Origin of the sequence: Acidovorax sp. LjRoot74 (genome assembly GCF_964254355.1) — a bacterium.
Taxonomy (GTDB): Bacteria; Pseudomonadota; Gammaproteobacteria; order Burkholderiales; family Burkholderiaceae_C; genus Acidovorax.
The window spans coordinates 2,329,844-2,346,149 of sequence record NZ_CAXUTI020000001.1 but is presented as its reverse complement, the minus strand read 5'-3'; the positions used below and the strand labels follow the sequence as shown (position 1 = coordinate 2,346,149).

Here is a 16,306-nt window from a genome sequence, read left to right as displayed (position 1 = left end):
GCACGGAAAAACATGACGTTTGGCGTGCCTTTGCAATTTTTGTAGAGCCGTGCTCCTCCGTCCATGGCGCCAAGAGGCTCACGGCGCTATAGACGACACTGGCGACTTTTGGTAGTCAATGCGTCCCCGCTTGTTGATCGGGGAAAAGTATCCGCAGGTCTACCCCATTGGCAGCGCGCCATGCGTCAGACGGACACACCGTCACATCGTCCCAGCGCGGGTCCGAGGAGCCGCGTTGAGCCATTGCCCCCGATGTACGGACGCGACGATGACTTCTTTAGACAGCGCGCATGAGGCTGGTTGTTCTCTTCAGAGGGATGCGGAAGCGATGCTGCGACAAGTCCCCAAGATCGAGGAGCTGGAATTGGTACCGGCAGGTCAGGCGACTGCTGCTGTGACGTGCCCTGACGGGTCAATCGCCCCTTCGAGCCGCCGCAAGACACCGTCCCAGCATAGCCGACAAGTTAAGACCCGCCGCGTAGCCCAAACGCGAGAAAGCTCAGTTGACCAAATGCAACAAGCTCTTGAAAGAGGATTTTTCACGCGTTTCTCGGAGCAATCCAGTAGTTCGGCTGAACTAACTTCCCATGTATGATTCAACATATGCTGTGGGTTGCCTGTGGATAACATGCGACTAATGTGTGGAAAAGTTCAGAACTGGAGATTTGTCTATGGCCGATGTATCGAACGTCGCTCGATACTTCCTCTCGCTTGCCGAAGAAGAGGCTGGAGATGATGTGTCCAATTTGAAGCTGCAGAAGCTGCTCTACTACGCTCAGGGTTTTCACCTTGCGTTGTTCAATCGTCCACTGTTTAACAACGAAATCCGCGCGTGGACGCATGGACCAGTTGTGGTCGATGTTTACCATGAGTACAAGGGTCACGGATCTGCGCCCATCCCTCGTACGAATTGCGACCTTGACGCCCTCACTCAGGACGAAAAGGACCTGTTGGATGAGGTCTATCAGGTGTACGGTCAGTATTCTGCGTGGAAGCTCCGCAACATGACGCACGAAGAGGCTCCGTGGATTGCCGCCTATGAACGTGGTGCCGATACAGTTATTCAACACGGGGCAATGCGGGACTTTTTTGCTACGCTTGTTCACTGACCGTGGGGAAGATCAAGCAGCCCAAGCCGGCAGTCGGCGTACGGATGCGTGCGAGCGATTCAAGTACCGGGACCTCGCAACTGCAACGCCCTAAGTTCTGTCTTGAGCACCTCCAAAAGGACCACTGCCTGTCGAAGTGCACAACAGATGAAAAGGCGGCCTTTGCAGACAGGATTCACGAGATGAGCCAGCTGACCTGGCAACAACTCTCGCAGGCCAACCGTCACAAGCAAGGTTTTGAGGCCATTGCTCGAAAGTCGATCAAAGGCACGTTCCCCAGCGTACTTACCGATGACGTGACCATCTACGCCTTCAGGTTCAATGGAATGGCGCCAATGGTCGGATTTCGAACTGCCGAAGTGTTCCATGTGGTTTGGCTCGACAGGGCCTTCAACTTGTACGAGCACTGACTAGGCCGTGCCAGGGGGACTTTTTGCATTCTGAGTCCCACCTGCTACATTCCGCCCATGGCCTACAAACCACCCCGCACCCTCGCTGAGTCGGAAGAGCTGCTGCGCGGCCACGCCAAAAGCGAGGCGACGAATGACGCCTGGCGATCTTTCGGCGGCCTGCTGGTCTTCATCCTGGCTCTCGCTGGGATCGGCCTCGTTACCTTCATGAGCGTGTCCGTCACCTTGGTGGCCTGGATTGTTGGCATCGTCGGCGTGGCCTACGCGACTGGCGCCATCGCCAGCGCCGGCCGCAAGTAACTTACTCGTCCTCCCTGGCACCTGCAGCAAGCGCTGAAGGTCCTGCAGCTTTGCTGAGTTGCGCACGCTCGGCCAGACTCCGCACCAGTTTCGGTGACGTGGCTTTCCTTGCCGCAGCGTTGGCAATCACGGGGGTAGACAGCGCTCCAGCTATCACCATCGGGTTCCCGGACGCCAGCCCACCGATCAGCGTACTGGCCCACGCCCCCAGGCCGATCTGACGCGCCGTGCCAGAAGGATTGGCAAACACGTGCGAGCCCTCCCGCCGGTTGGCCGCCATCTTCCCCATGGTCTCAATCTTCTGGCGCAGGCCAGGGAATCCCGAGTTCGCGAACAACGCCGTGCGCGCCGGGCCCGACATCGCGGCAAGGTTGGTGAGGAAGGTCTCCGCGCTGAAGGCGTCCCCCATCTCCCCCGATGGCCACCCCAAACTGCTCCACTGTTGGCCAGTCAAACTGCTCCAGGCAGGACGGGGTGATTATGCGGGGTCTGAGGTGATGATCAGGCGTGCAGCAGCCTCTTTGAGCCTGTAGCTCTTGCCCTCGAACTCCAGCATGGCGCAGCGGTGCATGAGGCGATCGAGGATGGTGGTGGCCATGGTCGCGTCGCCCAGGTAGCGACCCCAGTCCTGCACGACGCGGTTGGAGGTGATGACGATGGAGCGGCGCAGCTTGTAACGCTGGTGGACCAGGGCCTGCAGCAACTCGGCGGCATGCTCGCTGATGCGCCTTGCCAGGAACAGGTCATCGAGCACCAGCAAGTCGGCCGCCACCCAGCCCTTGAGCAGACTGGCGCGCTCGTCGGCGTCGGCCAGCGCATAGCGAGCGAACTCGCTGTCAGCTTCGATGTAGGACACGTCATGACCGAGCAAGGTGGCTTGGTAGGCCACGGCCTTGGCGATGTGGCTCTTGCCGGTGCCGGGCTTGCCTACGATCAGGGCGTTGGCGCCTTCGCTGAGGAACTTCAAGGTGTGCAACTCGAAGCAGGCTGCGCGCGGCAGCTTTGGGTTGAAGCGCCAGTCGAAGTCGGCCAGGGAGGGCTTCTCATCCAGGCCGGAGAGCTTGAAGCGACGTGCCATCAGCCTGCTGTGGCGTCGGTCGAGTTCGTCTTGCAGCAAGGCTGAGAGCGTATCCAGAAAGGGCTCCTGAGCGGCCTGGGCCTGCATCAGGCGCGTCTGCAGGGTCTCAGCCATGCCTGACAGGCGCAGCTTGCGCAGGGTGGCCTCGATGTCGTGGGGGGTCATGGCGGTCATGCGAAGAAATCTCCTTGAGGTGTGATGGCGGGTGTCGTGGCCGCTGTGGCCATGGCGAAGAGTTCGCCGTACTCCTGTGGGTTGCGGATGAGGTCGTGCGTTTGCGTGGTGCTCGCGGGTGCGGCCTGCGTCGCTGTCGGGGCGGCATCGAGTTGGGCCAGAGCCTGCGCCACCAGGCGTTCGGTGATGGCCTTGACGTGGCGGTAGCTGTGCACACCGTCGTCGATGGCCTGGGCACAGGCGGTGTTGACCATCTGGCGTGGATAGCGGTCGGCCAGGTGCACGATGCCCCACAGCTTGCGCTGGCCCACACGGCCTTCGATGGCAAACAGCATCTGGCACAGCCGGGCGGCGTCCACGCCGATGGCATCGGCCTGCTTGAGGATGTGGAGGGTCTCGCGGGAGGGGTTGAAGACGCGCTCGTCCATGGGCAGCACCACGGTGCCTGGCCGCTCGGCCAAGGTGTGCGTGCGCAGCAGGGCCTGGGTCTGTAGGTCGCGAATCTCCAGGCGGCGCTCGAAGATGCGCACCAGCACCTTGGTGCCAATGTGCGCCGGCCGCGCGGCGTAGCTGCAATGGGCCACGCGCACGCAGCCGTCGTCGCACACGGTGCGCTGCTCGTCACGGAAGTACGCCATGGGCAGCGTGGGCAAGGGCTGCAGGTGGGGCCGCTCTTCTTCGAACATGGCCTGTACCTGGCGGCGCTCTGAGCCGTGGATGCGAGAGGCCGCCCACTTGGTCTCCCAGTGCTCCAGGTAGGTGTTCTGTTCTTCAATGGTCTCGAAGCGCTTGCCCTTGAGTGCCGTGGCCTGAGTGTGACCAATGGCATTCTCGACACTGCCCTTGCGGTTGGGGTCACGTACCCGCGCCGGGTCGGCCACGACCTCGTAGTGTGCCAGGGTGGCGGCGTACACGGGGTTGAGCTCGGGCTCGTACAGGTCGGGCTTGAGCACGCCTTCCTTGAGGTTGTCCAGGACCACGTATCGGCACGAGCCGCCAAAGTAGCGCCAGGCTTGTTCGTGCAGTTCGGCCCAGACCTGTTGGCCAGAATTCCAGACCACGCGGCGGAAACTGCGGCGCGAATACCGAAGCGTGGCCACGAACAGGCGTGGCTTGCGCCAGCGGTCGGTGCCGGGCACGCGGGTGGGCGCGCCTTCGCCGAAGTCCACCTGCATCTCCTCGCCGGGCAGGAAGCTCAGGCGGTCGAACTGCTCAGGCTCACGCACCCGGATGCGCGCCACGAAGCGTTTGACGGAGTTGTAGCGTGCAGCAAAGCCGTGGGCATCGACCAGGTCCTGGTAGATGGCCGTGGCATTGCGGCCCAAGCGCAACTGAGCTTCGATGAAGGCGCGGTGGGGCTCACACAGCGAGGTGGCCGCCGGCGCAGGCGCCAGCAGTAAAGCCGGTGGCCGGGGTGGAGCAGTTTGGCTGGCCAGGGGCACAACCAGGTCGGTGGCCACCCCGGGGCAGTTTGAATCGTCAGGCGACGGGGGCGGCGGATCGCCCTGGGCCTCAAAGCGCTTAGCCCAGGCGCGGATGGTGTGGCGGGAGATGCCGGTGCGGCGCTCAATCTCGCGCTGGGTGTTACCCGCGCGCAGGAGCGTCCAGATCGTGGTTTGTAGATGTGGCTTCAAGACGTTCACCTCGTGAATCCCCCCTTGTGATCAAGGGGGTGGAAGTTACGTCCTGCACGTCAGAGCTGAGGCGCCTGACTCACCGAAATCAATGGGTCAACTCACCCCGGCCAGGTGGAGCAGTTTGGGTGGCCATAAGTGGGGCAGTTTGGGTGGCCGCCGGGGCCCATCTCGTTCTGGGCGCTGTTCCGGGCGCGGCCCAGGCGCTGCAACACGGCGGCGGCCACCTCGCGGCGGTTTTCCTCGGACATGGATTTCATCAGCCGGTGGATATGCGTGCCCCCGTCTGCCAGGCCGCTCGTGGCCGCCTTGAACACCCGCTCCGGGGCCTCGCGGTTCACGATGGATTCCAGCTGATCGAGGCGCTGCATGCTGCCCTTGGTGTACTGGTTGGCGCGGCTCCACGCTTGCTGTGCCTGGGGCCCGGCGGCTTCGGCGGCCGTGCCGAGGTCGTCGCTCAGCGCCGCATAGAGCGCGCGCCACTTCGAGCGGGGCACGTCGGATGTCAGCGAGTTTTCCGAGATCTCCTGGCCCACCAACGTGCGGAGCTTCTGGATTGCCTGGTAAGGCAGTTGGCCTGCCGCAGGCGCCACGCCCGTGGAAGACATCCCCGGCGCGATGTTCGCCAGGGTGGCGCCCTCCACATCTTTGAGCATGGCCCGCTCGATGTTGCCGATCTTGGCGTTTCGGAAGAACTGGGACAGGTTGGGAGCGCCCTCGATGCCCTCGTTCAATGCCTTCAGCGCCTCCTGGGTGCGGTTCACGCTGACCGGCGTGTTTGCTGGAATGAACTCGTCCAGCTTGCCGTAGAGCTGCTTCTGCGTGGTCTTGATCGAGTCCTTGAACGCATTCACGCCGCGCGTGATGGCCTCACCAGCGCCCCAGCCCGTGGCGTCGGGCGCGAGTTCCTGTGACAGGCGCTGCACGCTGTCTTCGAGAGCCTTGGATTGCGCTTCGGCACGCCGCGCCATCAGGCCCGACCCACCGATGACGTTGGAAAGGCCTGTTTCTGCCGCCTGCAGCGTTCTGGACTGCGTGGCTTGGCCCAGCGTGGGCGTCGTGCCTGCGGCTTCCTCGAACACCTTGATGTTCTCCGCCACGCGCTGGCGGCCAGCCTCGCCCCCACGAAGCGCACCGCGCACTGCGGTTTGCGCGGCGAAAGGCAGCACCGATGGCGCCAGCGAACCAGCGACATTGGCGACGAGCTGCGCGCCCTCTCCGCCGCCACCCTCGCGGGTGAGTGCAGCAGCGCCCTGCCCTGCAGCTCCACTGGCCACCTGAGTGAGCGGGGCCGCAGCCAAAGAGCGCCCAACGGCCTCCGTCACAGTGCTCGGCGGCGGTGGTAAGACCCGCCCAGCCACTTGGGCAGACTGCGCGGCGGCACCTGCGCCGCGCGCCAAGGCCCCGCCCAAGCCGATGCCGGAGACCGCTGAGCCACCGCCCCGATTGATGTCCTGCACCACGCGCTCGCTGGCGGTCTCTGCCGTGGGCAACCCCGCCTTGGTCAGCAGGACTCCAGTGGCCTCGCCCAGCATCTTCATGCGCGGACCGTTGTCCTTGCCGCGCACCGCGTCGAGTACGGCGTTGACGGGCTTCGCCACCAGATTGTCGGTGACGGTTGCAGGAAGGTCCACCAGACCTTGCACCAATCCGCGTGTCCCGATGCCAAAGCCGCGCGCCGCGCTCTCTGCTGCGGAGCGGGTGGGCGCAGCGGGTGCTGGGGTGGGTTCGGCGTCGAGTTGCCCGGTGAACGGCGTCAGCCCTGCAGGTGCAGGCGCTGTGGCGGGCAAAGGGGATGGGGCGTCCAGCTCGCCAGTGAATGGCTTCAGTTCCATGCATCAACCTCCGATGAAACGGTTGCCCTGGCCGTCTTCGTAGACCGGCCGCCCACCCGACGTGCCCACCTGGCGAGTCATGCCACTAGGCAGTGCTGGCGCACCAGCAGCCGGAGCGGCGCCCGTGCGCCCCGCGTTCTTGGCCTGGGCTGCGTCTGTCATCGCAGAGCCCTTCTCCCCGGCGCGCAACCGGGCGGTGTCGATCAGGCTCTGCAGGCGATTCCCCTTGTCGGCAACGGTCTTGTCGTCGTCGCCTGGCTGGGCGAAGTACGAGCGGCTCAGGCCCTGCAGCTGCTCGCGGGTGTACGCGGCGCCCGTGTTCAGGGTCAGGGCCGCGTCCAGGGCATCCAGCTGAGCGGCTTCCACGCGCTGGCGAGACTCGGGGCGGATCTGGTTGGCCAGCCCTTCGGGAAGCGCGTTATTGGCCGCCGTCAGTAGCCCGGGGCGGATGGCTCCAGGGTTGGTCTTGCCGATGTCATCGATCAGCTTGAGCGCGTTGTCCATGCGCAGGGCATAGCCTGCCGACTTGGCCTGGTCTTCGGTCAGCGGCTTGCCATCGGCAGCAGGCCCGCCGGGGATTGGCTCCAACTTCCCGCCCGCCGCCCAGCGGTAGCCCGCTGGTGGCTTGTTGTCCTGCTGGGCCTTCAGGCGCGCGGCTTCCGTTGCGCCGGTGGCGGCGATCTCGGCCCGCGTGTTGTTCCCGCGCTCCGTCACCAGAGTGCGGTCCATGGCGCCCATGCGGTCGGCCGCTGCGTTGGCGCTGGACGCGGCTACCTGCAGGCCTGCGCGGTGGGTGTCACCCTGTTCGCGCATCGTAGCGAGCGCAGCGGCAGGCTCTGCGGCACGCTGGGCGTTGTCATTCGCCAGGGCCGCCTGGTAGGTGAGCGCTGCGGGATTCTTGCCCCCGGTCTGGTCCCATTTACCGCCGTTTGTGGTGATCGAGCTGGCAGACACCTCCGCGTTGCGCAAGGCATTGCGGGCGGCCCAGTCGTTGCCACTGTGGCGGATGGTGGGCGCCTGCAGCGGAGCTGGCGCGTTCGGCATCAATGCCATGGCATCGGCTGCACCACGGCGAGCCAAGCCCATGGCGGCCGCTTCACCTTGTGGGCTCGGGTCTGCGGCGGGCAGTGCACTCATTGCGGACACAGCAGGAGCCACGGGTGCTGGCGCCGTGGCCATCGATGCGGCGCGCGACAGTGCGCCCGCCTGAGCTGCAGGGGCTGCGTGCAGGGGCGCAGGGGCAGCCGCGACTTGAACGGGTGCTGGAGCTGGCGCCACGGGAGCAGGCGCGCCGCCACCAGTCCAGCCAGCAGGGCCGCCAGTTGGGATCTGTGCCAGGCGCTTTTGCAGATCGTCCTGCACCACCCCTCCGTCCGCATACCGCCGGGGCTGATATCCAGCACCAGGCTGCCCGGCCCGAGGCAGAGTGCCCAGGCGCTGAGTGGCGGACTGAAACCCCGTAGCCCCTGGCTCTTGCGGCGCCGAAGCTGGTGCAGCAACGGGTGCAGGCGCGGGCGGCGGTGTAAGGGCAGCCTGTGCCGCGCGGCGCTCGGGGCTGTCCAAAATGGAGCTGGCCGTCACTTCATTGCTGCGCTGGGCGTTGCGCTCCGCCCAGCCCATGGGGGCCGCAGGCGCTGGCGATGCTGCAGGTGCTGCAGGTGCTGCAGGTGCTGCAGGTGCTGCAGGTGCCACGGTATTCGTCGCCACGATGGTTGGCGAGGGAGCGGGCGCCGGGGCCGGTGCTGGCGATGTCCAGGAAGACGTGCTGACCGTCCCACCGGGGGCCTGGCCGTTGACGGCGATGCCGCCCGAGACGCTGCCACCGCTGTAGCTGTTGCCCACGCGGGTGACTTCATTGCCGACCAGGCCGCCATCGGCGAACTGCGGCAGCTCCGCAAGGCGGTCCGTTGGAACCTCGCCCACCTCTTCGTCGGTCTGGCCACCATCGACACCGTGCACGGGGGCGTGTGTGGCGTCCTTCATGGCCTTGAGCACGGCCGCGCCGATGGCCATCACCTGCGCCGGTGGGATTTCAAACTCGCCATCGCTCAGGCGCACGGGCATGGTGCCCATCTTCTCCAGCGCGCTCGGGCCAATGGCCTCGGTGGAGTCGGCCGGCATGATGAACGTGCCAGGCTCAGCCTCGGTTTCGATGGAATCGCTTGTGCCGGTGCCTGGGCCGCGCACCAAGCCGCCCTTGGCCAGAAACTGGGGCTGCTGCTTGTATCCCATCGCCTCCATGCGCGGGATCATGGCCTGAAGCTGGGCGTTGCGTGGATCGGCGGCCGGGGGCGGTGCCGGAGCTGGGGCCACCTGCTGGTAGCCCATGGCGGCCATTTTGGAGATCAGGTCGCGCAGGCCACTGAGGCCACGGCCGCCGAAGCCAACGGAGCCACCATCGGCGAGGTGTTGGGGGAGTTGCGCAAGTCGGTGCGCTGCGGGCTGGAAGCCTTGCATGGATGGCCTTTCGGGATCAATGCAGGCAGTCTCCTTGCGCACGGGGTGCGCGTCGAACCCTACTGGGGGCGAGTCTCAGGTCGTAGGGGCACCCGAGCAATACGAAATCACTGGTTATCGCAGGACGTGAACTCTGTTTCAGGGAAGACGAAACTCGCAGTCAGAACAACCCCAGCAGTGCCCATTGGAAACGAGTCCCCCGGCTTCAATTGCTCCAGATACTCGCGCCCTCCACGCATGCGAATGGTTGCGTTTACAAAACGGTAGCTCGGATTGGTCAACAAACTCCCCGCGTTTCCCTTACCGACCTCAACAACTAGAACGTCTTCAATATCCTGCATGTTGTTTGGCTTGTAAGTTCCCTCACGATTCAGCCAAGCCAATCGATACTCGCTACTGGAGGAACTCCCGGGAGCATCTCTTGTGCAACCCAACGGGATCTCGTTCCGCCCAATTGGAATGGGTACAGCGAAGTACGTACGTTTCGATTCGTACCCGTTCCCAATGAAGCTCTTGGTTCTTTTGCAAATCATCGCCATCAAATTGATGTCGGTCCTGCTTGAGAGGACCTCCTGCCACCCATCACCGTTGCAACTCTGGCCTCTGACTATGCCGGTTTGATGCGTGCCAGAAACCAGTGGCTGCTTATGCAAATTCAGACCTTGTGCATGAACGACAGAAAACAGGCATGTCAAAAGCGCCCACATGAAAAACCGCATAGTTACCCTCCATAGGTGCACGGCTGTTGGTGAGGTGATTCGAACTCGTCTTTTACTTGACCTGGCCTAGAAACACCAGCGCCAAAGTGCCCCGAATTAGATCGCTTGGTTGGCAACTGGTACCCATTGAATTTTCCCTACTTCAAATAAGTCATGCCCCCCAATGGCATCGTACGAGTGGCGGCCGTTTGTCCCTTCTCTTGCGCTGGACGTTGGCGTCAGGGTGCTCGCCGAAGGCCAGGACGAACAAGGATCTGGACTCCGCAGCCTTTTTGGCATCGAAGGTGTCGGCGTCCTGCTTGAGGTAGGCGCGATGCAGCATCCAGTCCATCAACTGCACATGAAAGCGCTCTGGGATCTCGGGCTTTCCGGTGGTGATGTCCGCACTCAGCGGCTTGATGGCGCCACGGTAGACGGTGAGCGCAACGGCTTCTGCTGCGGTCGGCGTGGGCACCAGGCGCACTTGGGCAGGCCGAATGCCGCTGGCCTGCTCGAAGATGAAGCAACGCGGCTGACCGCTCCTGTTCTCCCAGCCCGGCGAGTCCTCGTCCAGTTCCTCGACGCTGGTTTCATCCAGCGGCCGCCCCCGAAAGGTCAGCCGCTTGATCTCGAAGACGCTGGGGTGCAGTGGGTAGGTGGACTCTCCAGCCTGAATGGGAACAGAGCACACAGCGGCAGTGCTGCGGTCCTCGATCAGCTTGGCGCGCTCGCACGCCTCCTGCACGGCTTCATTCAGGTAGCGGACGATCTCGGCATCAGACCAGAACGGCGGCACGACATGGTCGGCCACCGCATCCCGGAAATCGGTGATGAAGTCCTCTACCTTCATGACTTAGCCCTGGCTGCCCGCCTTGGCCAGCTCTTCGAAGATCGCGTCGGCTTCTTCGCGATCAACCTGGAAGCCCACGCGTGCGCTCAGGCGGCGCAGTGCAGGCTTGCCATCGGCGTTGAAGTCTTCTTCGTCGTCACCGTCCATCATGGCGTTGATGGCGTCGGTGATGACCTGCTTGCGGTCGAACTGAGGCGTCGCGCCCTGAATGGAAGGGGCTTCATCACCTGCCAAGGCGCCGCGTGCGATGGCTTCGCGCCGGAACATGGGTTCGAGTTCAACACCCTCGGGCGTGACAACTGCCGTGTGGCCGCTGGTCAGCGCGATGTGCAGAGGCTCGTCAGTGGGGGAGCGAAATTTCAGAGTCATGATCTTGTCCTTCAAAAAGCCCGGCGGGGATCAAGCCGCCGGGTGCTAAAGGCCGTTGCCGGCCTGACCACTGAGAAACAACAGATCAGCCTTGGCTGAAGGCTGCGCGGCCTTCAACGTAGTAGCTGATGGTGATGCGCGCTGCGCCAGCTGTGGCAGCCGTCCCGGTCTGGGCGATCAGCGCCTTGAGCGCCTCGGCAACCGTGTGCTTGTAGCCAGTGAGGGTCAGCGCAGTACGGCCGGAGGTCTTGAGGTCGATGGCCGAAGCTGTGTAGCGGTCGTCATCCGCGGCATCGCCCAGCTTCAGCGTCGCAGTCGTGGCGCTGTTCCACGGCGTTTTGACCACCACATCACCACCAAAAAGGATGGCGTTGCCGGGCACATCGAAGGCGTTCTCCGCCGTGCCGTAGGTGGTGGGGTCGGCAAAGCCGATGTCGAGGTGAGCGACGATCAGCTCTTGCCGACCAGAGTTCTTTTTGATGGCCATAAGGGCCTCCTTTCAACAACAGGGGAGGGAAACGGGCGAGTCCACCCGGACCCGCCCCAGACGCTGCATTACTGCAGGTAGTGGTCCACAGACACCACACCGAAGTCCTCGACGGACTGGTTGTAGATGCTGTAAAACTTGGGTTTCAGGAGGCCAAGCATCTTGTCGATGTTGATACCCTGCTGGCTACCGTACTGGAACGTCTTCTCGTCCCACTCGGCGGGGCCCAAGTCGGCCATGCCCAGAGCCTGGGCGCCGCACAGAAGCGTGCGAGTGCCGTTCACCAGACCACCAGCGCCCCACTTCGAGCCGCTGGCCGCGCCCTTGGTGGTATAGACCAGGCGGTGCTCGTGGAGCACAGCGCCGTCCACGGTCACGGTCGCACCGGTGAACCAGGGCGAGTCGGTACCGGCCTTGGTCGCCACGGCCACGACGGCGCGCTGGTAGTCGGGGTCCTTCTTCAGCGCCGCCAGCGTACCCGGAGCCACGAGGAGCACGTAGTACTCCTTGCCGCCGTCCATCAGCGGCTTGACGTAGTTCTCTTTCGCGTAGGCGATGAGGTCCACGATCATTTTGTAGCTGGGGACAAAGCCGGTTGTGATGCTGCCCGTGGCCGAAACAGCCAGCGAGGTGCCGTCCCACATCAGCGAGCGCTTGGCCGATGGCGCGGACACATCAGCGGCGAAGGCAAGATTCGGGAAAGGCGAGCCAACGCGAGGCGCCCCGTTGTTTTGGAAGGCGTAGCTGATGCCAGAGAACGTGAGGAACGTCAGTTGGTCAGTCCGGTTTGCAAGCCAGTAGGCGAGGCGATCCTTGCCCATCATGCGGAAGTTGATCACCGTCTTCTGCTCGGCCAGCTTGCCCTTATTGCGCACGCTGTGGGTCAGCTGATCGATGGTGATGATCTGCGAGTACGACTGCATCGATTCCTCGTTGCCTTCGCGCTCGTTGTCGCCAATCACGCCGTCTTGGACCAGATCGGCGACCAGGTGCATGATCACCTGCTCGCCCTTCTCGGTCTTGGTCAGCTCGGTGATACGCTGGATCATCGCGTTCTGGCCAGTGCCCAGGAAGCGCTTCACGAACATCTGGTCGCGTGCGGCGCTCCACACATCGCGGGACCAGACGAGTTTTTGCTGCGGCGTCAGGGCCGCGAAGTTGGTCAGGCTCATCGCCATGCTCCTTGATTGGTTACGGACTGAGGCGTGCGCTGCCAATGCGAGAGACATGGACTTGTGGAGGCGGCCAAGAACGCCAGGCGGCTTTTACGTCCTGCCATGGGGACGAATTCACCCTGAAAGCATGACCAGCGGGCGGGTGGATTCCCGCTGGTCCTGAGCGTCAGTCGCCGCGCAGGCGGCTCTTCTCAGCCGGTGTCAGCGCCTCGAATTGCTCCTCGGTCAGCTGAGCCACGTTCACCCGGGCGACAGTTGTCCGCTGCCCGATACCAACCTGCAAAGCCGGAGGTTGCGCGGTTGAATCCGCTGCGCCCCTGGCAAGTGCTGCTGCTGGACGTGAGTCTTTCGCAGATGGCGCAGAAGTCGAATCCCTACTGGGGGTCTCGCTTTCCTCTGGAGCGAATCGCGGCGCGATGGTGTTGGCCGCTTCCAGGAGGGCCAGGTGGGCGGGCATGCCCTTAGCCATCTTGGCGTCGCGCGAGGCCAGGATCAGCTCCAGGGCTTCAGCGCCTTCGGCGGTGTTCAGATAGGGGTAGGCCTTGGCCACGCTTTGTGCGGTGTTGCTCAGCAGCTGTGCTGTCTGACGTGAGGTCAGCTCCACCGTGGCCCGGGCAGTCGCCTGCTCCTCGATCTTGGCGTTGATGGCCTCGCGGATCTCGGTGGCCTTGTCGATGTCGCCTTCGATCAACGCGGTGGCATAGGCCTTTTCTTGAGCCTTGAAGTTAAAGGGCTCTGCAGCTTGGTCCTGGGACGCAGGCGCAGCAGCAGGGGCACTGGGCTTCGCTTCAGCGGCTTTCGCGGCTGCCTCGCGGGCCCGGTACTGGGCCAGCTCTTCGTTGGCTGCTGCTAGGGCCGCCTCTGCTTCTTTGCGCCTGGCGTTCACTTCATTGAAGCGGCCCTTGGGAATGCCCTTCGAGCCAGCCCCGCCGTCGTGCCCGTCACCACCTTCTGGGTCCGCACCGCTGGCCACGGGTGGCTTCTCACCGCCGCCGCCTTCACCACCGTCATTGCCATCACCCGCGCCATCGGCATCAGGCGTGGGCGTGAAGTCGTCGCCACGGTCATCGCCCCCGCCATCACCATCGGCCGCGCCAGCACCGGGCACAAGATCAATGACCTCACCGCCGCTGTCGGCGCCACCGTTTTCCACCGGCTTCATGTAGCCGCTGTAGGGCTGCAGGCGTCGCTTGAGTTCTCGGATGTTCATGGTTTTCTCCTGTGGTCTTGGGTTGTGGTTGGTTGATCAGTTGCGGGTCTGCTCGCGCGCAATGGCGTGCACTACCCCGTGGAACACATAGGCAGCCGCACGTTCGGACGCCGACAACGTGGCCACGGCCGGGCCATGCTGTGCGGTGGGGTGCAGCCCCGGGTTGTTGAGGAAGGCCGCCACCTTTGCGCAGGTGTGCTCCTTTTCCTTGTCGGGCAGGCGCTCCCAGGGCAGCGTCGTGTAGTCGCCGTAGGCAACGCTGTGCGCGGCGACAACCTCGTGCGCTACGCGGGCGATGGCCTTCACCAGACCGTCGCTAGCGTCGTTGGGGCCGCCTTGCTCGGCAGGGGTCTCTTGTCGGGTGCTCATGGTCTTCCTTCAGTGGTGGTTGTCTCTATTGCCCGATGGCTGGTTCGGTGCCATCCGCTTCGAGTGTTTCAATGCCATCTGCGAACCTCAGGGCCGGGCTGGCGGGCGTTAGGGGGTCAGTGTTCTCGGGAATGAGGCCAGGCGGTGCTGACTCCATGGGCAACTCGCTCATGGCGGCCACGGCCGGGCCCTTGTCCTGGTCTTCGAAGCCCTGAGAGCCCAGCAGCTGATCGGCAATGACTGCCGTCTGCGGCACTGCGGCAATGACCTGGGCGCTCTGCATGGCGCTGTACATCGTGCGGCCTCTGATTTCAGGAGTCTCTGCACGCACCCTCTCCGTTTCAGCCTGCACCTTGCCAGCCTGCGCCACCTTGAGTGCGGCTTCGGCCTCGGCCCTCGGATTCGGCGGAGGAGCACTCTTCCCCTCAATCTGCGACACGATGTCGTGCTTGTCCGTCAGGTTGGAGTAGCGGATCACCGTCGCATCAGGGATGGCAATGCCCTTCTCGCGCATTTCAATGGCCTGCTGGAACTGGCTGTTCTCAAAAGTCACCTGCATCGGCTGCTCGGTGATCACCACGTCATACTCGCCCACGGTCACGTCGAACAGGTAGGAGCCCGTCTCTGGATCGAACTTGTTGATCTCTAGCACCTCCTCCTTCGGCTTGCCCGTCATGGGGTCCGTCTCGGTGATGCGGAAAACGCGGTAGCTGTCGTAGTAGCGCTGGATCAGCTTCAGGATCCTCGTGGCCAGCAGCTGACGTGTGTAGGCAAGGTTATCCAGGGGCACGGCCAGTTGCTGCTGGCTGGCGAACTGCTTGGCCTGGATGGCAATGCCACTGCTCTCCGGTCCCTGCTGGCCGCGCATGGCCTCCGGCACGGTGACATCTTTCAGCGCCTTGGTCGCACGATCGATCAGCTTGTCCACGCCTGTGGGGATCTGGTTGGGCTGGATCTTGACCGGCGCCGTGGTTCCCTGCTTGAACTCGATCACCAGCCCTGTTTTGGCCCCGACTTCCTCCAGATCCTCCGTGGACATATTGGCCAGCGAGTTCTCTTGCACCACCCAGCCGCTGTTCGCGCTAGTGTTGATGATGTGCACGTACTGGCTGACGGCCTTGTTCAGGGCTTCCTGAGGGCCGATGGCGTCATCAACCATGCCTCGGGTCTTGCCGCGCCGGAAGTAGGCGAAATATGGGACGGGCGTGAAATGCTCGTAGGGGCTGTATCCCTCGTGAAGCGTGGTGCTGTACGTGCTAACCACCCACTTGACCCGGCGGCGCATGCGCTTGGCCCGCACCGCCCCCTTGCTCAGGGCGTCAGCGATGGACTCTTCGGACATGTTGTCCGCGATGGTCACATCGCCCGTCTCCGGGAACACCAGGCAGTCGGTCTTTTCGTACACCGCGATCTGTCGGTCGATGACCCGGTAGCGCTTGAGGTTGTCGGCGCCCATGATGAAGGCGTCGTACAAGCCCACGTTCCGGTCACTGCCGAACTTGTTCCGGCGCACCTCATCGTCGGTCTCGCCGTAGTCCTGGTCATCATCGCCGGAGGCTTCTGCCTTGTCCCTGGCCGCCCGGCCCCACAGCTGCTCAATCTCGTCGAGCGTGAGCCAGCGGGTGATGATCACATCGCCCCACTTGTCGGGGTCGTAGCTTTTGGCGTCTGGGTCCGGAATCACGTCGCGCGGGTCCAGATTGAAGACAACCACGTCTCCCTTCATGTTCCGGTCGAAGTCCATGCGGACATCGAAGTAGCCGCGCTGCTCGATCAGGCCATCGGAAAAGACCTGTGTCTCCACCCAGTGCAGGCGGGAGCTGTCGGCAATCTGCATGGCCAACTTGGACAGGATGGTTGCTGTCTGCAAGTCGCCCTTCTCGCCGCGCGGCTTGAAACCAATGTCCATGCGGTTCTGGATCTGGTAGCCGATGGCGCTGTTCACGCTGGGCTTGACCTCGTTGAACTCGTAGAACGGGCGGCCCTGACTGCGCAGGATCTCCTTGTCGGCATCCAGCCACTGCTCACCGCCGCCCATGTACATGCGCTCGCACAGCGCTGCCTGCTCGGTGTATTCGATGTGGCCACGGTCCTTGCCGTACTGGTAGCGGGCCCAGTTCTCGCGGGCGGATTGGTCGTTTGCCATGGTGT

16 protein-coding genes are annotated in these 16,306 nt (G+C 63.6%); 3 read left to right on the top strand and 13 right to left on the bottom strand.

The genetic code is table 11. The annotated features are described in order from the left end of the window. Positions 1–671 precede the first annotated feature (671 nt). From ACSQ3O_RS10980 to ACSQ3O_RS10970, 3 genes are all read left to right on the top strand, one after another. Positions 672–1,109, top strand: a complete 438-nt coding sequence (locus tag ACSQ3O_RS10980; protein ID WP_436138882.1) for a Panacea domain-containing protein — start codon at positions 672–674, stop codon at positions 1,107–1,109. 182 nt (positions 1,110–1,291) lie between these two features. After that, a complete protein-coding gene (locus tag ACSQ3O_RS10975; RefSeq protein ID WP_436138881.1) occupies positions 1,292–1,519 on the top strand; it encodes a hypothetical protein in 228 nt (75 codons plus the stop codon). 57 nt (positions 1,520–1,576) lie between these two features. Next, on the top strand, positions 1,577–1,819 hold the full coding sequence (locus ACSQ3O_RS10970) for a hypothetical protein (RefSeq protein WP_436138880.1): 243 nt from the start codon (positions 1,577–1,579) through the stop codon (positions 1,817–1,819). 1 nt (position 1,820) lies between these two features. Here ACSQ3O_RS10970 and ACSQ3O_RS10965 read toward each other — a convergent pair whose 3' ends face one another. The 13 genes from ACSQ3O_RS10965 to ACSQ3O_RS10905 all read right to left on the bottom strand — a co-directional run bounded on the left by ACSQ3O_RS10965 (position 1,821) and on the right by ACSQ3O_RS10905 (position 16,301). Further along, positions 1,821–2,228, bottom strand: coding sequence for a hypothetical protein (locus ACSQ3O_RS10965; RefSeq protein ID WP_436138879.1), 408 nt, complete (start codon positions 2,226–2,228; stop codon positions 1,821–1,823). Between the two features lie 69 nt (positions 2,229–2,297). Then, positions 2,298–3,062, bottom strand: coding sequence for an IS21-like element helper ATPase IstB (gene istB / locus ACSQ3O_RS10960; RefSeq protein WP_374258801.1), 765 nt, complete (start codon positions 3,060–3,062; stop codon positions 2,298–2,300). Between the two features lie 5 nt (positions 3,063–3,067). Next, positions 3,068–4,714: an IS21 family transposase gene (gene istA, locus ACSQ3O_RS10955; RefSeq protein WP_374258795.1), complete on the bottom strand. Its 1,647-nt coding sequence runs from the start codon at positions 4,712–4,714 to the stop codon at positions 3,068–3,070. 92 nt (positions 4,715–4,806) lie between these two features. Continuing rightward, a complete protein-coding gene (locus ACSQ3O_RS10950) occupies positions 4,807–6,540 on the bottom strand; it encodes a hypothetical protein (RefSeq protein WP_436138878.1) in 1,734 nt (577 codons plus the stop codon). Between the two features lie 3 nt (positions 6,541–6,543). Further along, positions 6,544–8,997, bottom strand: coding sequence for a hypothetical protein (locus ACSQ3O_RS10945; protein WP_436138877.1), 2,454 nt, complete (start codon positions 8,995–8,997; stop codon positions 6,544–6,546). Positions 8,998–9,104: 107 nt separating this feature from the next. After that, positions 9,105–9,338 (bottom strand): hypothetical protein, encoded by a 234-nt coding sequence (locus ACSQ3O_RS10940; RefSeq protein ID WP_436138876.1) that lies wholly within the window; start codon positions 9,336–9,338, stop codon positions 9,105–9,107. 529 nt (positions 9,339–9,867) lie between these two features. Continuing rightward, entirely contained in the window at positions 9,868–10,545 is a 678-nt protein-coding gene (locus tag ACSQ3O_RS10935; RefSeq protein WP_436138875.1) for a phage adaptor protein, read from the bottom strand. A gap of 3 nt (positions 10,546–10,548) precedes the next feature. Then, entirely contained in the window at positions 10,549–10,914 is a 366-nt protein-coding gene (locus ACSQ3O_RS10930) for a hypothetical protein (RefSeq protein ID WP_436138874.1), read from the bottom strand. A gap of 85 nt (positions 10,915–10,999) precedes the next feature. Further along, positions 11,000–11,401: a hypothetical protein gene (locus tag ACSQ3O_RS10925; RefSeq protein WP_436138873.1), complete on the bottom strand. Its 402-nt coding sequence runs from the start codon at positions 11,399–11,401 to the stop codon at positions 11,000–11,002. A 68-nt stretch (positions 11,402–11,469) separates the two neighbouring features. Then, complete coding sequence (locus ACSQ3O_RS10920; RefSeq protein WP_436138872.1) at positions 11,470–12,630, bottom strand: N4-gp56 family major capsid protein; 1,161 nt, start codon at positions 12,628–12,630, stop codon at positions 11,470–11,472. 112 nt (positions 12,631–12,742) lie between these two features. Further along, positions 12,743–13,786: a hypothetical protein gene (locus ACSQ3O_RS10915; protein WP_436138871.1), complete on the bottom strand. Its 1,044-nt coding sequence runs from the start codon at positions 13,784–13,786 to the stop codon at positions 12,743–12,745. Between the two features lie 36 nt (positions 13,787–13,822). Beyond that, complete coding sequence (locus tag ACSQ3O_RS10910; RefSeq protein WP_436138870.1) at positions 13,823–14,155, bottom strand: hypothetical protein; 333 nt, start codon at positions 14,153–14,155, stop codon at positions 13,823–13,825. 25 nt (positions 14,156–14,180) lie between these two features. Next, positions 14,181–16,301 (bottom strand): genomic island protein, encoded by a 2,121-nt coding sequence (locus tag ACSQ3O_RS10905; RefSeq protein WP_436138869.1) that lies wholly within the window; start codon positions 16,299–16,301, stop codon positions 14,181–14,183. Positions 16,302–16,306 lie beyond the last annotated feature (5 nt).